Raw genomic sequence first — 18,536 nt, forward strand, 5'->3', positions numbered from 1 at the left:
CGGTGCCCGTGGAACGTGTCGTCTCCCTAGTCCCGTCGCTCACCGAGGCCGTCGCCGCCACCGCCCCCGGCCTCCTCGTCGGCGTCACCGACTGGTGCACCCATCCGGCCGGTCTGACCGCCGCACGCATCGGCGGCACCAAGAACCCCGATGTGGCCGCGGTCCTCGCACTCCGCCCCGATCTCGTCCTCGCCAACGAGGAGGAGAACCGCGCACCCGACCTCGCCGCGCTCCGGGTGGCCGGGATCACGGTCCTCGTCACCGAGATCCGCACCCTCGACCAGGCCTTCACCGAACTGCACCGGGCCCTGGTGACCGGCTGCGGGCTGGGTCGGCCCGACTGGCTCGACGCGGCCGAGGCCGCCTGGGCGGCGCTCCCGCCGCCCGCCTCCGTACCGCGCCGCGCCATCGTGCCGATCTGGCGTCGGCCCTGGATGGTGCTCGGACGCGACACCTTCGCCGGTGATCTGCTGGCCCGGCTGGGCGTGCGGAACGTGTACGCGGACCACGCCGAGCGCTACCCGCGCATCCCGCTCGACGAGCTCAACGCGACCGGCGCCGACCTGGTCGTGCTGCCCGACGAGCCGTACCGCTTCACCGCCACCGACGGACCCGAGGCGTTTCCCGAACTGCCCGCCGCACTCGTCGACGGGCGGTATCTCACGTGGTACGGGCCGTCACTGGCCGCGGCGCCTGCGGCGCTGCGAGCAGCGCTCCGCTGAACAGTCCGCGCAGCGTACGGAGCCCGGTCACGGCCCAGGCCGTCACCAGCAGCATGTACAGCGCGACGGCCAGCCAGGTGAACGCCGTCAGACCGGTGTGCCGGGCCAGCCCGGCGGCGCCCGTGACACATGTGCCGACCGGGAAGGTGAACCCCCACCAGGTCATACTGAACGCCATGCCGCCCCGTACCGCGCGCACCACCATCGACACGGCCAGCGCCAGCCACAGGAGCGCGAACCCCATCACCGGCACCCCGTACAGCACGGCGAACGCCCCGAGCGCGGAGGCGTACGGCGCCCCGATCGCCCCCGGCGCCACGTCGGCGAGCTGACCGACCGCGGTCGTCGACTGGCCCAGCGGACCGAGGACCAGGAACAGCGTGGGGGTCAGGGCGAGGGGCAGCGGACCCTGGTGGACGAGCCGCGCGAAGATCAGCGGCAGCATCACCAGCGTCGCCAGCAGGCTCAGTCCGAACATCGCGTAGCAGGCGAGCAGCATCGCCTCCTGCCACTGACCGGAGGGCAGTTCCGGCACCAGCAGCGGGCCGAGCGCCGCGGAGACCATCGGCGCCACCACCGGCAGCAGCCAGACCGGCGACGCGGTCCCGGGCGCCGGACGGTGGCGCACGACCATCAGATACGGGATCGCGACCGCGACGGCCAGGCCGATCGCCGTGCCCGCGCTGTAGAGCACCACGTCCACGGCGAGGGCGGCTCGATCCCCGAGAACATCCCGGCCGACCACCATGGTGGAGCCGCCGACGGCCAGCAGGGCCATCGAGAGGCAGCCGTAGAACGGGGCGACGGCCGGGTCGAGGAGATGGGCGCGGGCCTGGTCGCGGTGGGCGGACCAGTGCACGGCGCGGGCGGCGAGAACCGCGGCAAGCAGCACCGCCGCGAGCGCCCACACCACTGTGCAGGCCGCCCGCAGCCCGGGCACGTGCACGGGAAGCGCCGCGCCCGCGCTGGCCACGATGGACGTGCCCATGACCGTCGCGTACCAGTTGGGGCCGAGGTGCTGCAGAGAAGGGAGCCGCACAGCGGCGGAGTGCGGGGCGCTCGTCTGCGCACGGGTCTGCGGAAGGATGGCCATGCCACGATCTTTGTTCCGGAGGCCGTCCCCCACCAGGGAGCTTGTCCCTATGAGGTCATAAGCTGACTTTATGCCCAGCGACGCGCCCGCACCCGTTCTCCTGTCCCACCGGGTCCCCGACCTCGGCGCGCTGGAGCTGCTGCTCGCCGTCGCCCGGCACGGCAGCCTGGGACGCGCGGCACGGGACGTCGGCATCACCCAGCCCGCCGCCAGCAGCCGCATCCGGTCGATGGAGCGACAGCTCGGTGTGGCCCTCCTCGACCGGTCGCCGCGCGGCTCCCGGCTCACCGACGCGGGCGCGCTCGTCACCGACTGGGCGCGCCGGATCGTCGAGGCCGCCGAGGCGTTCGACGTGGGCGCGCAGGCGCTGCGCGACCGGCGCGACTCGCGGCTGCGGGTCGCCGCCTCCATGACCATCGCCGAATATCTGCTGCCGGGCTGGCTGATCGCCCTGCGCGCCGAACGGCCGGACACCGCGGTCTCGCTGCTCGCGGGTAACTCGGCGGCGGTCGCGGAGCGGCTGCTCGCCGGCGAGGCCGACCTCGGATTCGTGGAGGGGCTGTCCATACCGGAGGGCCTCGACGGCACGGTCATCGCGCACGACCGCCTCGTCGTCGTGGTCGCCCCGTCCCATGCGTGGGCCCGCCGCCGCACACCGCTGACCCCGCAGGAGCTGGCCGCGGCCCCACTGATCCTGCGCGAGCGCGGCTCCGGCACCCGACAGGTCCTGGACGCGGCGCTGGCCGTGCACGGCGGGCTGGCGCAGCCACTGCTCGAACTCTCCTCGACGACAGCGGTGAAGGGTGCGGCGGAGAGCGGTGCGGGACCGTGCGTCCTGAGCGAACTGGCGCTGGGGGAGGAGCTGTCCTCGCGGCGGCTGGTGAAGATCCCGGTGGCGGGGGTACGGCTCCGACGCCAGCTGAGGGCGGTCTGGCCTTCGGGGCACCGTCCCACGGGCCCGGCTCGCGACCTGCTCTCGCTGACGCGGTCCGGCCGGTCCGGCGACTGAGGACGGAGCGCGGCCCGCGGGTTCAGTCCTCGCCCGGCGAAAGCCGCGGTACGTCGTCGCTGAGGCCCACTCCGGACAGGCCCACCTGCAGGGACCGTTTCACAAGCGAGGAGAGCGGCCACAACGCAGGAATTCGGTCCCGTGCAGCCCGCTCGGCCGGCCGGTCCCGGTCAGGGCAACGGCGGCGGAAGCGGCAGGACCATCGCTCTCGCGGTGGCCGGTGCACTGGTCGTGCTCGCGGCCGTGACCGGAGCGGTACTGCTCGGCAGGGACGCCGACGCAACACAGCCGGCGGCCCGGCCGAGGCCTGACCCTCCCCGAACCAGGCACCCGGCAGCCACCAACGGCCACCGGCCACCCAAACGCGCCCACACCCACCCTGACCTGCTGCTATTCACGCGTCAGAGGAACGTCTGCCCCTCGCCCCGGTACGTCGGCACGGCCGCCGTCACCCGGTCGCCCTCGATCAGCTGTAGCTCGTCGAAACGCTCGCACAGCTCACCGGCCTTCGCGTGCCGGAACCACACCTTGTCGCCGATCAGCAGATCGTCGGCCGGGGCGCCGAGCAGCGGCGTCTGAACCTCGCCCGGACCCTCCTGCGGGTCGTAGCGCAGTCCCTCCGGCAGATACGGGACAGGCAGCCGGTCCGCACCCGCGGCCCCCGATGCCGGGTAGCCGCCGCCGAGCACCGTCACCACACCCACGCCGGGCCGCCGCACCACGGGCTGCGCGAACAGTGCCGCCGGGCGGGCGGTGAACGACGTGTAGTTGTCGAACAGCCGCGGTACGTAGAGCCCCGACCCGGCCGCGATCTCGGTCACCGCGGACTCCGCCGCCGTGTGCTGCACACTGCCCGTACCGCCGCCGTTCACGAACTCCAGGTCCGGCGCCACCGCGCGCACTGCCCGGACCGCCTCCGCCCGCCGGGCCGCCAGCTCCTTGCGGGCCGTCGCCTGCATCAGCCGGATCGCCCGGGACCGCAACGGCCGGCCCGCGACCGCGTCCCCGACCCCGGCGATGTGCCCCTCGTACGCCATCAGACCGACCAGCCGGAAACCGGGCCTGCGCGCCACCGAGCGCGCCAGCTCCGCCAGCTGGGCGGGGGAGCGCAACGGCGAACGCCGCGCCCCGATCCTGACCCGGCCGCCGAGCAGCTGCAGCGAGGTGTCCAGCTCCAGGCAGACCCGGATCTCCTCCTGGCCACCGGCCCGCGCCGCGTCGATCAGTTCCAGCTGTGCGTGGTCGTCCACCATCACCGTCACCGCGGCGGCGAGCTTCGGGTCGGCGGCCAGCTCGGCGAAGGCGGACCGGTCGGCCGACGGGTAGGCCAGCAGGACGTCGTCGAACCCGGCCCGGGCCAGCCACAGCGACTCGGTCAGTGTGAACGACATGATCCCGGCGAAGCCCGGCCGTGCGAGCACCCGCTCCAGCAGGGTCCGGCAGCGCACCGACTTGCTCGCGACCCGGATCGGCTTGCCCGCTGCCCGGCGGACGAGATCGTCGGCGTTCGCGTCGAAGGCGTCCAGATCGACGACGGCGATCGGGGCGTCGAGGTGGGCGGTGGCCCGGTCGTAGCGGGTCCGGTCAGCGGCGCGGGCAGTCATGGCCGCAGCTTGCCAGACGCCACTACCACTGGGTAGGGGGACGATCCGGGCAGATCCCAAGGGGCTGCGGCGCCCCGCTCCCACCCGACCCCTCCCAGCCCGTAGAGTGACGGACACGCGGTCACCAACGGGCCTGCCTGTGAAGGTGATCCGCGAGCGGTACGGAACGTGGACCAGGGGGGCGGATGAGTACCGAGGCGCAGCGCGCTCCCGTGCCGCCCCGCCCGACGCCGCCCCGCCCGGCCGGACCCCCGGACGAGCCGGGCCGCACGGCGGAGCCATCGGCCCCGGCCCTGCCCACCGCGTCCCCGGACCGGGCGACCCCGGGCCCGAATCCGACGCACCATCCCCTTCCACTGCAGAGCCAGAGCCGGCCCCAGAGCCCGGCCCCGGAGCAGAGGCCCGTGGAGACGACCACCCGGCTCCGTCCCGTGAGCCCGATGGCCGCCCCCACCCCCGCCCCCACCCCCGGCTCCGCCCCCGCACCCCCTCCGCCCCGCCCCGGGGCGCCGCCCGCCGTTACCCGCCGTCGGCCGGTCGATGCCGTGGATCTCACACCGCGGCCCGGCGCGATACCGTCGCCGTCGCACCCGGGCGGCCATGTCCCGTACCCCCACGGCCACCGCCCGTACCCCGCTCCCGAGACGCCCGCCGAGACCACCACCCGGCTGCGCCCCGTCCCCACCCGTCACCCGGCCAGGGCCGCGGCCGCCGCAGCCTGTGTCGTGCTCGGGCTCGGGCTGATCGGCGGCGCGGTCACCGGGGCCTATCTCACCAGCGAATCCTCGGCCGATCCCAGCGCCCGTGACCCCTACGTCACCGGCCGCACCGCCTGGCGTGACATCCCCGTGGACACCCTTTTCCCGCGCACCCTCAAGGGCGAAGGCGCGGGTCCCGGCGGTGCGGACCGGGTCTGGACCCGGATCGGCGTCGCCCCGGACAGCGGCTGCACGAGCGGGCTCGACCCTCTGCTCCTCAAGACGCTCCGACCGGTCGGCTGCGAACGGCTGCTGCGAGCCACATACGCCGACGCCACGTCCAGCAGCGTCACCACGGTCGGCATGGTCTTCACCGAGGGCGGAACGGACGCGATGAGGGCACTGAGCACCCGGTTTACCGACCAGCACCTCGACACCCGCACCGACCTCATGCCCCGTACGTACGCCGTCAAGGGCACCGCTGCCGCCGGGTTCGGCGACGGGCAGCGCGCCACCTGGACCGTCCATGTGCTGACCGAGGTACCGGTCGTCGTGTTCGCCGTCTCCGGCTTCGCCGACGGGCGTACGGTCACCCACCCGCAGCCCGTCGCCAAGGCGCTGGCCGCGGACTCCACGTCAGCCGTGGCGCAGGCAGGTCTCGGTCATGAGGCCAAGGGCATCGCCGACCGGATCGAGCACGGGCTGCGCCGGACCGTCACCGACCTCTCGGAGAAGGCGCGATGAGCAGCCGACGCCGTCCCCGCCGCGCACTCGGCGCGGTCTGCGCCGCCACCGCGTTCGCGCTGCTGCCCGCCGTCCCCGCCCGCGCGGACACGATCCGGCCCCAGCAGTGGGGCCTCCAGGCGCTCCACACCGACCGGGCCTGGCAGACCACCAGGGGCAAGGGGATCACCGTCGCCGTCGTCGACACCGGGGTCGACGACAGCCTCCCCGACCTGGCGGGCCAGGTGCTGCCCGGCAAGGACATGATCGGTTTCGGCGCCCGGCGCGGCGACCGTTCCTGGGCCCGGCACGGCACCGCGATGGCCGGCATCATCGCGGGCCGCGGCCACGGCGTCGGCCGCGGCGACGGGGTGCTCGGCATCGCCCCCGAGGCGAAGATCCTTCCGGTCCGGGTGATCCTCGAAGCCTCCGACCCGTCCCGTGCCAAGGCCCGCGGGTCCCGCGGTACTGCCCTGGCCGACGGCATCCGCTGGGCCGCCGACCACGGCGCCGACGTCATCAACCTCTCCCTCGGCGACGACAGCGAGTCCGCGCACCCCGAGGGCGGTGAGGACGCCGCCATCCAGTACGCGCTGAAGAAGGGCGCCGTCGTCGTCGCGTCGGCGGGCAACGGGGGCGAGAAGGGCGACCACATCTCGTATCCCGCCGCCTACCCCGGTGTGATCGCGGTCGCCGCCGTCGACCGGTACGGCACGCACGCGGCGTTCTCCACCCGCCGCTGGTACGCCACCGTCAGCGCTCCCGGCGTCGACATCGTCGTGCCGTCCCCCGACCGTCACTACTACATCGAGTGGGGAACCTCGGCCGCCTCCGCGTTCGTCTCCGGCGCGGTAGCGCTGGTCCGGGCCGCCCACCCGGGGCTGTCGCCCGCCCAGGTCAAGAAGCTCCTCATGGACACCGCGCGCAACTCGCCCGAGGGCGGCCGCGACGACTCCCGGGGCTACGGCATCGTCGACCCGGCCGCCGCGATCAAGGCGGGCGGCACGCTCCGCCCGGCCGGGATCAAGGCCGATTCGGCCGCGTCCGCCGACTCCGCGAAGGCCGGCTACAGCAAGCGGTACTTCGGTCCCGGCCCCACCCCGCAGCACAAGGACGGAGCTCCCGCCGACCGGCTCGCCCCGGTCGCGGGCGGCCTCGGAGCAGTACTGCTGGCGCTGGCCGTACTGCTGTGGCGCGGCAGGAAGCCCTCCGTGCGCCGCTGAAGCAGAGCCGGGCGCGCTCACCGCGCCTCGTCGAGCACCCTCACAGCGGCCTTCGCGACCGACTCCACCCGCTCGATGCCCGTCTCCTTCGTCGGCTGCCCGGCGGAGAGCACCGCCACCAGATACGTGTGCCCGTCGGCCTTCACCTGCCCGATGCTGTTGACGTCCCACAGCCCGGTGGCGCTCCGCGGCATCCAGCCGTTCTTCAGGGGCAGGGAGCGGACGCTGGGAAGAGGACCTGGCAGAGGGCTGCGGCGCACCTGAGGACATCGTGAGAAACCGCACCGACTACGCTCGCCCTGTGGCGATGAAGAACATTCCGGACCCCGGTTACTCCGACGACGACGGCTCGGCCGACCCCGCACTCACCGCGGCGCTCGCCGCCTGGGCCGAGGACCGGACGGCCGTCGGCCCGGTCCTCGAAGCGCTCAAGGGAGCCAGGCTTCTGGTCCCCGTCGTCGCCGTCCTCGGAGAGATGGAGGAGGTGGAGGAGGACAGCCGCGAATCGCCCGGCAAGGGTGGCGGGCTGCGCCGCGAGAAGACGAGCGACATGGCCGTCCCCACCCTCCAGGCCGGTGACCGTCGCGCACTGCCCGCTTTCACCTCGACCGCCTCGCTGGCCCTCTGGGACCCGCAGGCCCGCCCCGTCGCCGTACCCCTGCACCAGGCGCTGCAGGCGGCCGCACACGAGAAGGCGGACACGGTCGTGCTCGACCTCGCCGGTCCTGTGGCGTACGAACTGACCGGCTCCGCGCTGCTCGCCCTTGCCGAGGGCCGTACCAGCGCCGACCCGCTGGACGACCCGGCGGTCACCTCCGCGGTACGCGACGCGGTCGCCGCCGAGCCCGCCGTGCTCCGCGCCCACCTCGTCCCGGGACGGTCGGGCGGCACTCTCGCCCTGGTCCTGGCGCCCGAAGCGGCCCCCGCCGAGACGGCCCGCCGGGTTGCGGAATCGCTCGCCGCCGACGAGGTCCTGCGGGCACGCCTGGTGCGAGGCCTGGACCTCGCGTTGCTTCCGGCCGACACGATCGCGCCCGGTGAGCCCCTCTTCACACGCTGATCACCCGACCGGCCCGACGCGCGCGAACAGCCGCCCCGGCGGTGTGGTCGCGGCTCCGGTGGACCGGCTGACCCACCCCGCCCCGAGGTGTGCGGAGTTCAGCAGGGCGTGACGCGGGGATGCAGTGAGCCCCTGCCCGGACGGGCAGGGGCTCACGGTCGTACGGAGGGGAGGAGAGGAAAGGCTCTCAGCCGAAGACGGGGCCGGTGTACTTCTCGCCGGGGCCCTGGCCCGGCTCGTCCGGTACCAGCGAGGCCTCGCGGAACGCCAGTTGCAGCGACTTCAGTCCGTCCCGCAGCGGCGCCGCGTGGAACGAGCTGATCTCCGTGGCGCTCGCGTCCAGCAGGCCGGCCAGGGCGTGGACCAGCTTGCGGGCCTCGTCGAGGTCCTTGTGCTCGTCGCCGTCCTCGGTGAGGCCGAGCTTCACGGCGGCCGCGCTCATCAGGTTGACGGCGACCGTCACGATCACCTCGACCGCGGGGACCTCTGCGATGTCGCGGGTCATGTCGTCGAAGCCGGGGGTTTCACTGCTGGGGGTCGCGTCACTCATGCGCCATACGATAGGCGCACGCCGGCATGACTTTGTCTGCGGGAGTGGGCTGCGGCAGCCGGTTAGCGCCCGTCCTGGCGAGCTGCTAACCTGGTGTAACGACCGGCTGGGCAGCTATGAGCCCGGCCCACAAGTGGAGGCTCCGATCTCCCACCTGACCATCCTCCGGGACGGCAGGTCACCGGTCAGGTGGCGCCCATCGTTCCGTACGGACGATGGAGCCGCCCGATGCGCCCCGCGGTTGACCGCGGCGGTGTTCCGGTTTTCCAGGAGCCCCGCCTGTGTCCCGTCCGGGGCCTTTTTCTTGGCCCTGGTGCGGTTGGTCTCACGAAACAGACGTTACGTGGCTGTCCGCCAGGCGGCCGCGTGGTGCTACCGAGGAGGATCCATCAGCGCCGAGCCCCGCATCAACGACCGGATTCGCGTTCCCGAGGTGCGACTTGTCGGTCCCAGCGGCGAGCAGGTCGGGATTGTTCCGCTTGCCAAGGCCCTGGAACTCGCACAGGAGTACGACCTCGACCTGGTCGAGGTGGCGGCGACCGCCCGTCCGCCCGTGTGCAAGCTCATGGACTACGGGAAGTTCAAGTACGAGTCGGCCATGAAGGCCCGTGAGGCGCGCAAGAACCAGGCGCACACGGTCATCAAGGAGATGAAGCTCCGGCCGAAGATCGACCCGCACGACTATGACACCAAGAAGGGTCACGTCGTCCGGTTCCTCAAGCAGGGCGACAAGGTCAAGATCACGATCATGTTCCGTGGTCGTGAGCAGTCCCGCCCTGAGCTGGGCTTCCGTCTGCTCCAGCGTCTCGCTTCGGACGTCGAGGAACTCGGCTTCATCGAGTCGAACCCGAAGCAGGACGGCCGGAACATGATCATGGTTCTGGGCCCGCACAAGAAGAAGACCGAAGCCATGGCCGAGGCCCGTGAGGCCCAGGCCGCCCGCAAGGCGGAGCGTCAGGGTTACACCCCGGACGCCGAGGCTGCTGCGGAAGAGGCTGCCGAGGCTCCGGCCGAAGCGCAGCCCGAGGCTTCGGCCGAGACACCTTCCGAGGCGTGACCTCAGGGGGCGCCATCCAGGCGGCCCCGGGTCCCCTCGGGATCCCCACCAAGATCTGACGCCCCTGCTGTCCGGTGCCTGCACCGCGAGGGGCGCCACTTACGAGGAGAGAACGGCGCGATGCCGAAGAACAAGACGCACAGCGGTGCCAGCAAGCGATTCAAGATCACCGGCTCCGGCAAGGTGCTCCGCGAGAAGGCCGGCAAGCGCCACCTGCTCGAGCACAAGTCGTCCAAGAAGACCCGCTCGCTGACCGGCACGGTCGTCGTGGCTCCGGCCGACGCCAAGAAGATCAAGAAGCTTCTCGGCAAGTGAGGTTCGGCCCCTGGTGAATCCGGGGGCGCGACCTCGATCACACCGGGACCAATTCGTTTCCGGGCCGTGTGAGTCCAACCACGGCCCCGCTACAAGGAGTTAACAAGTGGCACGCGTCAAGCGGGCAGTCAACGCCCACAAGAAGCGCCGGGCAATCCTCGAGGCCGCCAGCGGTTACCGCGGTCAGCGCTCGCGCCTGTACCGCAAGGCCAAGGAGCAGGTCACCCACTCCCTGGTCTACAACTACAACGACCGCAAGAAGCGCAAGGGCGACTTCCGTCAGCTGTGGATCCAGCGCATCAACGCCGCTGCCCGCCAGAACGGCATGACGTACAACCGCCTCATCCAGGGTCTGAAGGCCGCCAACATCGAGGTGGACCGCAAGATCCTGGCCGAGCTCGCGGTCAACGACGCCAACGCGTTCGCCGCTCTCGTCGAGGTTGCCCAGAAGGCCCTCCCGAGTGACGTCAACGCCCCGAAGGCCGCCTGATCCAGGGCACACTTCTTGGCTTTTGAGCCGGACCCGCAGGCGCTCGCCGTCTGCGGGTCCGGTGCGTTGCACCCCTTGTTCCGTACCTCCGCACGCAGAGAGGCCCGCTGCCGACCATGGCCACCCCCGAACTGATCTCCCCGCGGTCGCCGCGCGTCGCCGCCGCCCGGCGCCTCGCCCGCCGCAATTTCCGGGGCAAGGAGCGACGGTTCATCGCCGAGGGGCCGCAGGCCGTGCGCGAGGCCGCCGGACACCGCGGCAGTGACGGCGAGCCAACCCTGCTTGAGCTCTTCGCCACCGTCGAGGCGGCCGAGCGGTACGCCGACATCATCGACGCCGCCCACGTGGCCGGCGCCCGGGTACACCTCGCGGACGGCGACACGCTCGCCGATGTGTCGCAGACCGTCACCCCGCAGGGACTCATCGGCGTCTGCCGGTTCCTCGACTCGCCGTTCGAGTCCGTCCTCGCCGCGAAGCCCACCCTGGTCGCCGTCCTCGCGCACGTACGCGACCCCGGGAACGCCGGAACGGTGCTGCGCTGCGCCGACGCCGCGGGCGCCGACGCCGTCGTCCTCACCGACGCCTCCGTCGACCTGTACAACCCCAAGTCCGTGCGTGCCTCGGTCGGCTCGCTCTTCCATCTGCCGGTCGTCGTGGGCGTACCGGTCGAGCAGGCCGTCCAGGGGCTGCGGGACGCGGGCGTACGGATCCTCGCAGCCGACGGCGCGGGCGACGACGACCTCGACGACGAGCTCGACGCGGGCACGATGGGCGGTCCCACCGCCTGGGTCTTCGGCAACGAGGCGTGGGGGCTGCCCGAGGAGACCCGGGCGCTGGCCGACGCCGTCGTGCGGGTGCCGATCCACGGCAAGGCGGAGAGCCTCAACCTCGCCACCGCGGCGGCCGTCTGCCTGTACGCCTCGGCCCGCGCCCAGCGCCCCCGCCGTACCGCCGGCTGACCGGCCCCGTACCCCGCCGGCCGGTGCGCCGCAACAGTGCGCCCCCACAGGGTGTCGCTCCGTCACCGACGACTAGTAGGGTGACGAACTCGGGGGCCCACTGCACCGGTTCGAGAGGTGGGGTACGGGAATATGTCTGTCGGCATGAGCAGGCCGCGCGAGCCACACGCGGCCGACGTGCGCGCCGACCGGGGTCCGGACGGTGAGAGCACCCCGGCCGACGGCGAGGGCACCGGCCGCGCGGAGGACACCGTCGCAGCCGCCATCGACCCGGACGACCTCCCCGACGGACTCGTCATCGCGGACAGGGCGGGCCGGGTCGTCTGCTTCAACGCGGCGGCCGCCCGGATCACCGCCGTATCCGGGGCCGCCGCACTCGGCCGCCCGCTGGAGCACGTACTGCCGCTGGAGGACCTCAAGGGCCGACGCTGGTGGGCTCTGACCGACCCGTACGGCGGCCTTGCCACCCGGGTCGGCCAGCCCGAGCGGAACCTGCTGCTCCCCGGCGGCCGCGAGGTCCTGGTCGCCGCCCGGTACGTACGTGAGTACCCGACCGGTCCGGTACGCCGGCTGGTGATCAGTCTGCGCGGCACCGAGGCCCGTCGCCGCACCGAGCGCAGCCACGCCGAACTGATCGCGATCGTCGCCCACGAACTGCGCTCCCCGCTGACCTCCGTCAAGGGCTTCACCGCGACGCTGCTGGCCAAGTGGGAACGGTTCACCGACGACCAGAAGCGCCTGATGCTGGAGACCGTCGACGCCGACGCCAACCGCGTCACCCGACTCATCGCCGAGCTGCTCGACATCTCCCGGATCGACTCCGGCCGCCTGGAGCTGCGCCGCCAGCCGGTCGACCTCTCCGCCGCCGTGGAACGCCACGTCCAGGCCCTCACCGCGAACGGCCAGGCGCCCGATCGCTTCCTCGTCCGCACCCGGCAGCCGCTGCCCGCGGTGTGGGCCGACCCGGACAAGGTCGACCAGGTCCTGGGCAACCTGCTGGAAAATGCGGTGCGCCACGGTGAGGGAACCGTCACCATCGAACTCGCACCCGCACCCGCGAAGAGCGACGAGAAGGGAACAGCCGTCACCGTGAGCGACGAAGGCCCCGGCATTCCCGAGGAGTCGATGGGCCGCGTCTTCACCCGCTTCTGGCGGGGGAGCAAGCGCGGCGGTACGGGGCTTGGCCTCTACATCGTCAAGGGCATCGTCGAGGCGCACGGCGGCACGATCACGGTCGGCCGCGGCCCCGGCGGCGGCGCAGAATTCCGATTTATTCTGCCCGTGGGGGCTCCGGCCTATCTGAATTAGGAGAGTCCGCGAAGCAATCCGGCAGGGCGGCGGCGGGCGACGGGAGGGTCTGAGCAGCCTGCGGGCATTCTCCACCCCTCGTGGCCTTTAGACTCGACCTTTGGCACCTTTGCGTCCTCCGGTCGTCGAGCGGGGCCGCGGGGTCCGGGGTGTCCCCGGTTCAGAGCAGTACCAGCCAATCGGAAGCACGGGAAGAGATGTCGGCACCGAACAAGTCGTACGACCCAGTCGAGGTCGAGGCACTGAAACCGGAAGAGATCGAGCGCATGCGGGACGAGGCGTTCGCCGCCTTCGCCGCCGCGGGCGACCTCGACGCGCTCGCCCAGGCGAAGACCGCGCACACCGGTGGTACCTCGCCCCTGTCCCTCGCCAACCGGGAGATCGGCGCACTGCCGCCGCAGGCCAAGGCCGAGGCGGGCAAGCGCGTGGGCCAGGCCCGCGGCGCCGTGAGCAAGGCCCTCGCCGCCCGTCAGGCGGAGCTGGAGGCCGAGCGGGACGCCCGTGTGCTGGTCGAGGAGGCGGTGGACGTCACGCTGCCGTACGACCGCACCCCGGCCGGCGCCCGCCACCCCCTGACGACCTTCATGGAGCGCGTCGCGGACGTCTTCGTGGCCATGGGCTACGAGGTCGCGGAGGGCCCCGAGGTCGAGGCGGAGTGGTTCAACTTCGACGCCCTGAACTTCGTGCCCGACCACCCGGCCCGGCAGATGCAGGACACCTTCTTCGTCCAGGGCACCACGCCCGACGGGAAGCCGACCACGGGCGACGAGTCCGGCATCGTGCTGCGTACGCACACCTCGCCGGTCCAGGCCCGCACCCTGCTCGACCGCGAGCCGCCCGTCTACGTCGTCTGCCCCGGGCGGGTCTACCGCACCGACGAGCTCGACGCGACGCACACCCCGGTCTTCCACCAGATCGAGCTGCTCGCCGTCGACGAGGGCCTCACCATGGCGGACCTCAAGGGCACCCTCGACCACATGGTCCAGGCGCTCTTCGGCCCGGAGATGAAGACCCGGCTGCGGCCGAACTTCTTCCCCTTCACCGAGCCGTCCGCCGAGATGGACATGGTCTGCTACGTCTGCCGCGGCACGTCCGTCGGTAACCCGGACCGCCCCTGCCGCACCTGCGGCAGCGAGGGCTGGATCGAGCTCGGCGGCTGCGGCATGGTCAACCCCAAGGTGCTCATCGCCTGCGGCGTCGACCCCCAGAAGTACAGCGGATTCGCCTTCGGGTTCGGCATCGAACGGATGCTGATGTTCCGCCACAACGTCGAAGACATGCGAGACATGGTCGAGGGTGACGTCCGGTTCACCCGGCCGTTCGGGATGGAGATCTGATGCGCGTCCCGCTTTCCTGGCTGCGGGAGTACGTCGACCTGCCGGCGACGGAGACCGGCCGTGACGTACAGGCCAAGCTCGTCGACGTCGGTCTGGAGGTCGAGACCGTCGAGCACATCGGCGCCGGCCTCAAGGGCCCCCTGGTCGTCGGACAGGTACTGACCATCGAGGAGCTGGAGGGCTTCAAGAAGCCCATCCGCTTCTGCACCGTCGACGTCGGCTCCGCCAACGGCACCGGTGAGCCGCAGGAGATCGTCTGCGGAGCCCGTAACTTCGCCGTCGGCGACAAGGTCGTCGTGGTTCTCCCCGGCGCCGTGCTGCCCGGCGACTTCGCGATCGCCGCGCGCAAGACGTACGGCCGGACCTCGCACGGCATGATCTGCTCCACCGATGAGCTCGGCATGGGCGACGACGGCACGCACGGCATCATCGTGCTGTCGCCGGAGCACGAGGTCGGCGCGGACGCGATCGAGCTGCTCCAGCTCGTCGACGAGGTCCTCGACATCGCCGTCACCCCTGACCGCGGCTACTGCCTCTCGATGCGCGGCGTCGCCCGTGAGACCGCCATCGCGTACGGGCTGCCGCTGCGCGACCCGGCTCTCCTCGACGTGCCTGCGCCGAACGCGTTCGGCTACCCGGTGAAGGTGGCCGACCCGATCGGCTGCGACCGGTTCACCGCGCGCACCGTCGTCGGCCTGGACCCCGAGGCGCGTTCCCCGATCTGGATGCAGCGTCGACTGCAGAAGGCCGGGATGCGCCCGATCTCGCTCACCGTCGACATCACCAACTACGTGATGCTGGAGCTCGGCCAGCCGCTGCACGCCTACGACCGCACCCGTATCGACGGGCCGATCGGGGTGCGCCGCGCCCAGCAGGGCGAGAAGCTCACCACGCTCGACGGCACGGTCCGCGTCCTGGACGCCGAAGACCTGGTCATCACCGACAACCGCGGGCCGATCGGTCTCGCGGGGGTCATGGGCGGCGCCAACACCGAGATCGCCGACGCCCGGAACGGTGAGAACACCAGCACCGAGGTCGTCATCGAGGCCGCGCACTTCGACGCGATCTCGATCGCCCGGACCGCACGCCGCCACAGGCTGTCCTCCGAGGCGTCCAAGCGCTTCGAGCGCGGCGCCGACCCGCAGGCCGCGGCCGCCGCCGCGCAGCGCACCGTCGACCTGCTGGTGCTGCTCGCGGGCGGCACCGCCGAGGCCGGCGTCACCGAGGTCACGGCTCCGTCCGCGCCCCGCACCATCGTGATGCCCGCGGACCACCCCGACCGGGTGGCCGGTGTCGCGTACGGCCGCGAGACCGTCGTACGCCGCCTCCAGCAGGTCGGCTGCGACGTCCACGGGCAGGACGAGCTCCTGGTCACCGCGCCGTCCTGGCGGCCCGACCTGAGCGAGCCGAACGACCTCGCCGAAGAGGTCATCCGGCTGGAGGGGTACGAGAACCTCCCGTCGACACTGCCGACGCCGCCGTCCGGGCGTGGGCTCACCGACCGCCAGCGGCTGCACCGCAGGGTCGGCCGGGCGCTCGCCGGAGCCGGCTATGTCGAGGCGCTGAACTACCCGTTCATCGGCGACACGGTGCTGGACCAGCTCGGGTTCGACGCCGACGACGCCCGCCGCCGTACGGTCAAGCTCGTCAACCCGCTTTCCGACGAGGAGCCGGCGCTGCGCACCACGCTGCTGCCGGGCCTCCTCGGCGCACTGCGGCGCAACGACGGCCGCGGCAGCCACGACCTGGCGCTCTTCGAGACGGGGCTGGTCTTCTCGCCGACCGGCGAGGAGACCGCGGCCGTACGGCTGCCCGTCGACCGCCGTCCCAGCGACGAGCAGTTCGCAGGGCTGAACGCCGCGCTGCCGCGTCAGCCGCGCCGCGCCGCGGTCGTCCTCGCGGGCGCCCGCGAGCACGCCGGCTGGTGGGGCAAGGGCCGCCCGGTGGACTGGGCGGACTCCATCGAGGCCGCTCGTGCCATCGCCCGCGAGGCGGGTGTCGAGCTCATCGTCCGGAACGACCAGCACGCGCCGTGGCACCCCGGCCGCTGCGCCGCGCTGTTCGTCACGGCGAACGACGCGGAGGCCCTCGTCGGGCACGCCGGTGAGCTGCACCCGGGCGTCATCAAGGAGCTCCACCTGCCGGAGCGGACCTGCGCCATGGAGATCGACCTCGATCTCCTGGAGCAGGCCGTCGACGGCGCGCTCCAGGCACCGCGGATCTCCACCTTCCCGGTGGCGACCCAGGACGTCGCGCTGGTCGTCGCACAGGACGTGCCCGCGGCCGAGGTGGAGCAGGCGCTGCGGGAGGGCGCGGGTGAACTCCTCGAATCGCTGCGGCTGTTCGACGTGTTCACCGGCGAGCAGATCGGCGAGGGCCGGAAGTCCCTGGCGTACGCGCTGCGGTTCCGCGCGCCGGACCGCACCCTGACCGTCGACGAGGCCACGGCCGCCCGCGACGCCGCGGTCGCGCTGGCCGCGGAGCGGACGGGCGCGGTGCTGCGCGGCGCGTAGCGCGCCGACGGCGACCGGCCACCGAGGCCGAACCGGCCGCAGAAGGTGAGGAGGGGGCGTATCCGGCTACCGGATACGCCCCCTCCTTCTGTGCTCGCCGAACGGCGGGGGGACCGCACGCGGGCCCCGGCCCGGCCCGGCCCGGGGGAACCCGGTTCCGGTCCGGCCCCGCAGCCACCCTCCGATCAGTGGGCAGTGGGTCGTGCGATCCTGCGTCGTCCGCGCTGCCACGGAGTGTCGGGCAGGTCGGCAGAGCGATCGACGCGGGTGCGGGCCGTCGACTGTACGAGGGGGAGCAGACGACCCGGCCGCCTCTTGCGAGGCGACTGATTCAACCGATTCGCACCCCTGCGCACCAGAGTGCGCGGCGGGACGGTTCGGGCATTCCGTTCACACCCCGTGTGAAACGTGCTCCACTGGGGCGACAGGCCTTAGGAGGGGGCAATGGAGCCCAACGTCCTGCTCGAAGCCCTCATCGACGAGGCGGGCGTCTCCCGGGCAGGTCTTGCCGCGCACATCAATCAGGCCGGGCGTGCCCGCGGACTGTCCCTGCGGTACGAACACACGGCCGTGGCCCGCTGGTTGAAGGGCCAGCGGCCCCGCGGACAGGCGCCCGACCTGATCTGCGAGGTGCTCGGCGACCGGCTGCGCCGACCGGTCTCCCTCGACGACATCGGCATGGCGACCTGCGGCGGCGGGGGCACGGTCGTGCCGGGCTCGACGCTCACCGGCTTCGTCGAGCGGACCACCGCGTCGTGGCGCTCGGACGAACAGCAGCGCCCGCACGTCCTCGCCGCGGCCGCGGTCACCGGTACGACAGCGGTGATGCCCGTGTGGGAGTGGGAGAACCCGCCCGAGGACGCCGATGTCTCCCGTGCCGGCCCGACACGCGTCGGTATGGCCGACATAGCGATGCTGCGTGCCGCCCGCACCCACTACGAACTGATGTACCGCAGGGCCGGCGGCATCGCGACGCGTTCCCGCATCGTCGGCTTCCTCAACGCCGAGACCGCCCCGCTGCTGCGCGGCGGCTACAGCGACGCGACCGGCCGCCGGCTGCACCGGGCGACCGGCGGGCTGGTGGCCGTCGCGGGCATCTGCGCGTACGACTCCGACGCGCACGGTCTCGCCCAGCGCTACTTCCACCAGGCGCTGCGGCTGGCCAAGGCGAGCGGGGACCGGGGGCTCGGCGGGTATGTGATCGCCCTGCTGGTCAACCAGTCGCTGTTCCTCGCCGACTACCGGCAGTCCGTCGCCTTCGCGGAGGCGGCGCTGCGGGCGGCGGGACGGCACATCACGCCCGCGCTGGCGGCCGATCTGTACGCGATGCAGGCGAAGGCGTACGCACACCTCGGCGACGGCCGCAGCGCCCTGGAGCGCATCCGGCGAGCCGAGTGCGAGGCCGGGCGCATCCGCCCCGGCCATGAACCCGACGAGACGGGGTACGTCGAACCGGGCCTGGTCAATGTGCAGGCGGCGGAGGCCCTGCTCAGCCTCGGCGATCTGCCGGGGGCTCGGGAGCACGCCGCGGCGGCGGTCAGTACCCCGGCGCACGACCGGGGGCGGGTGCACCGGCTGGCCATGCTGACCCATATCGAGCTGCGGCAGGGGGAGGCGGACCGGGCGGCGGGCACGGCCGCGGAGATGGCGGAACGGGCCCGGGGGATGGAGTCGCAGCGGCTGCGGGACCGGCTGCGGGCGGTGCGCGAGGATCTGGTCGGGAGCGGCTGCGCCGACGCGGAACAGGCCGCCGAGCTGATCGACGGGGCGTTGCGCGTACCGCTGTGAAGGTACGGAACGCACGCCGGGAACGTTCCCCTCGACCGCTGCTCCTGCTGCCATGTTGCCACCAATGTGTCGGAAGGTGGCAGAACT

16 protein-coding genes and 1 pseudogene are annotated in these 18,536 nt (G+C 72.6%); 13 read left to right on the forward strand and 4 right to left on the reverse strand.

Features of this window, described 5'->3' with window-relative positions; genetic code table 11:
- Positions 1–2 precede the first annotated feature (2 nt).
- On the forward strand, positions 3–722 hold the full coding sequence (locus ACGFSA_RS06275; RefSeq protein ID WP_393300414.1) for a helical backbone metal receptor: 720 nt from the start codon (positions 3–5) through the stop codon (positions 720–722).
- Here the strand turns inward: ACGFSA_RS06275 and ACGFSA_RS06280 are convergent.
- Positions 661–1,815, reverse strand: a complete 1,155-nt coding sequence (locus ACGFSA_RS06280) for a TDT family transporter (RefSeq protein WP_393300417.1) — start codon at positions 1,813–1,815, stop codon at positions 661–663. The genes ACGFSA_RS06275 and ACGFSA_RS06280 overlap by 62 nt on opposite strands.
- A gap of 70 nt (positions 1,816–1,885) precedes the next feature.
- Here ACGFSA_RS06280 and ACGFSA_RS06285 point away from each other — a divergent pair, with 70 nt between their 5' ends.
- Entirely contained in the window at positions 1,886–2,824 is a 939-nt protein-coding gene (locus tag ACGFSA_RS06285) for a LysR family transcriptional regulator (RefSeq protein ID WP_393300420.1), read from the forward strand.
- A 401-nt stretch (positions 2,825–3,225) separates the two neighbouring features.
- Here the strand turns inward: ACGFSA_RS06285 and ACGFSA_RS06290 are convergent, their stop codons facing one another.
- Positions 3,226–4,428: an amino acid deaminase/aldolase gene (locus ACGFSA_RS06290; protein WP_393300422.1), complete on the reverse strand. Its 1,203-nt coding sequence runs from the start codon at positions 4,426–4,428 to the stop codon at positions 3,226–3,228.
- A 545-nt stretch (positions 4,429–4,973) separates the two neighbouring features.
- Between ACGFSA_RS06290 and ACGFSA_RS06295 the strand changes: the two genes are divergently transcribed.
- Both ACGFSA_RS06295 and mycP read left to right on the forward strand, forming a co-directional pair.
- Positions 4,974–5,870 carry a hypothetical protein gene (locus ACGFSA_RS06295; RefSeq protein WP_393300915.1) on the forward strand — a complete coding sequence of 299 codons (897 nt, stop codon included), beginning with the start codon at positions 4,974–4,976 and terminating at the stop codon, positions 5,868–5,870.
- Positions 5,867–7,072 carry a type VII secretion-associated serine protease mycosin gene (gene mycP, locus ACGFSA_RS06300; RefSeq protein WP_393300425.1) on the forward strand — a complete coding sequence of 402 codons (1,206 nt, stop codon included), beginning with the start codon at positions 5,867–5,869 and terminating at the stop codon, positions 7,070–7,072. The genes ACGFSA_RS06295 and mycP overlap by 4 nt, the downstream gene beginning before the upstream one ends.
- Before the next feature lie 17 nt (positions 7,073–7,089).
- Here mycP and ACGFSA_RS06305 read toward each other — a convergent pair.
- A pseudogene (locus ACGFSA_RS06305) lies at positions 7,090–7,281 on the reverse strand (hypothetical protein); the annotation flags it as partial.
- A 92-nt stretch (positions 7,282–7,373) separates the two neighbouring features.
- Between ACGFSA_RS06305 and ACGFSA_RS06310 the strand changes: the two are divergent.
- Positions 7,374–8,132, forward strand: coding sequence for an SseB family protein (locus ACGFSA_RS06310; RefSeq protein ID WP_393300428.1), 759 nt, complete (start codon positions 7,374–7,376; stop codon positions 8,130–8,132).
- A gap of 187 nt (positions 8,133–8,319) precedes the next feature.
- Here the strand turns inward: ACGFSA_RS06310 and ACGFSA_RS06315 are convergent, their stop codons facing one another.
- Positions 8,320–8,682, reverse strand: a complete 363-nt coding sequence (locus ACGFSA_RS06315) for a DUF1844 domain-containing protein (protein WP_037700593.1) — start codon at positions 8,680–8,682, stop codon at positions 8,320–8,322.
- 343 nt (positions 8,683–9,025) lie between these two features.
- On the opposite strand from ACGFSA_RS06315, the gene infC reads away from it, so the two are divergent.
- The 8 genes from infC (at position 9,026) to ACGFSA_RS06355 (ending at position 18,449) form a co-directional block, all read left to right on the forward strand.
- Positions 9,026–9,739, forward strand: coding sequence for a translation initiation factor IF-3 (gene infC / locus ACGFSA_RS06320; RefSeq protein ID WP_384131276.1), 714 nt, complete (start codon positions 9,026–9,028; stop codon positions 9,737–9,739).
- A 120-nt stretch (positions 9,740–9,859) separates the two neighbouring features.
- Positions 9,860–10,054: a 50S ribosomal protein L35 gene (gene rpmI / locus ACGFSA_RS06325; RefSeq protein WP_030918579.1), complete on the forward strand. Its 195-nt coding sequence runs from the start codon at positions 9,860–9,862 to the stop codon at positions 10,052–10,054.
- Positions 10,055–10,160: 106 nt separating this feature from the next.
- Positions 10,161–10,544 carry a 50S ribosomal protein L20 gene (gene rplT, locus ACGFSA_RS06330; protein WP_003970214.1) on the forward strand — a complete coding sequence of 128 codons (384 nt, stop codon included), beginning with the start codon at positions 10,161–10,163 and terminating at the stop codon, positions 10,542–10,544.
- A gap of 116 nt (positions 10,545–10,660) precedes the next feature.
- A complete protein-coding gene (locus ACGFSA_RS06335; protein WP_393300432.1) occupies positions 10,661–11,503 on the forward strand; it encodes a TrmH family RNA methyltransferase in 843 nt (280 codons plus the stop codon).
- Positions 11,504–11,635: 132 nt separating this feature from the next.
- Positions 11,636–12,811 carry an ATP-binding protein gene (locus tag ACGFSA_RS06340; protein WP_393300435.1) on the forward strand — a complete coding sequence of 392 codons (1,176 nt, stop codon included), beginning with the start codon at positions 11,636–11,638 and terminating at the stop codon, positions 12,809–12,811.
- 197 nt (positions 12,812–13,008) lie between these two features.
- On the forward strand, positions 13,009–14,148 hold the full coding sequence (pheS, locus tag ACGFSA_RS06345; RefSeq protein ID WP_393300438.1) for a phenylalanine--tRNA ligase subunit alpha: 1,140 nt from the start codon (positions 13,009–13,011) through the stop codon (positions 14,146–14,148).
- On the forward strand, positions 14,148–16,661 hold the full coding sequence (gene pheT / locus ACGFSA_RS06350; protein ID WP_393300441.1) for a phenylalanine--tRNA ligase subunit beta: 2,514 nt from the start codon (positions 14,148–14,150) through the stop codon (positions 16,659–16,661). Before pheS ends, pheT begins: the two co-directional genes overlap by 1 nt.
- Before the next feature lie 444 nt (positions 16,662–17,105).
- The gene (locus tag ACGFSA_RS06355) at positions 17,106–18,449 is read left to right on the forward strand and encodes a transcriptional regulator (protein ID WP_393300444.1); all 1,344 of its coding nucleotides are present in this window, start codon (positions 17,106–17,108) and stop codon (positions 18,447–18,449) included.
- Positions 18,450–18,536: the final 87 nt, after the last annotated feature.

Origin of the sequence: Streptomyces sp. NPDC048496 (assembly GCF_043200055.1) — a bacterium.
In the GTDB taxonomy this organism is placed as follows: domain Bacteria; phylum Actinomycetota; class Actinomycetes; order Streptomycetales; family Streptomycetaceae; genus Streptomyces.

Excerpts from the sequence above, each read along its gene's own strand:
- ACGFSA_RS06280 (WP_393300417.1), bottom strand. The coding sequence starts at position 1,815 with ATGGCCATCCTTCCGCAGACCCGTGCGCAGACGAGCGCCCCGCACTCC.
- ACGFSA_RS06285 (WP_393300420.1), top strand. The coding sequence starts at position 1,886 with ATGCCCAGCGACGCGCCCGCACCCGTTCTCCTGTCCCACCGGGTCCCC.
- ACGFSA_RS06290 (WP_393300422.1), bottom strand. The coding sequence starts at position 4,428 with ATGACTGCCCGCGCCGCTGACCGGACCCGCTACGACCGGGCCACCGCC.
- mycP (WP_393300425.1), top strand. The coding sequence starts at position 5,867 with ATGAGCAGCCGACGCCGTCCCCGCCGCGCACTCGGCGCGGTCTGCGCC.
- ACGFSA_RS06315 (WP_037700593.1), bottom strand. The coding sequence starts at position 8,682 with ATGAGTGACGCGACCCCCAGCAGTGAAACCCCCGGCTTCGACGACATG.
- rpmI (WP_030918579.1), top strand. The coding sequence starts at position 9,860 with ATGCCGAAGAACAAGACGCACAGCGGTGCCAGCAAGCGATTCAAGATC.
- ACGFSA_RS06335 (WP_393300432.1), top strand. The coding sequence starts at position 10,661 with ATGGCCACCCCCGAACTGATCTCCCCGCGGTCGCCGCGCGTCGCCGCC.
- ACGFSA_RS06340 (WP_393300435.1), top strand. The coding sequence starts at position 11,636 with ATGTCTGTCGGCATGAGCAGGCCGCGCGAGCCACACGCGGCCGACGTG.
- pheS (WP_393300438.1), top strand. The coding sequence starts at position 13,009 with ATGTCGGCACCGAACAAGTCGTACGACCCAGTCGAGGTCGAGGCACTG.
- pheT (WP_393300441.1), top strand. The coding sequence starts at position 14,148 with ATGCGCGTCCCGCTTTCCTGGCTGCGGGAGTACGTCGACCTGCCGGCG.
- ACGFSA_RS06355 (WP_393300444.1), top strand. The coding sequence starts at position 17,106 with ATGGAGCCCAACGTCCTGCTCGAAGCCCTCATCGACGAGGCGGGCGTC.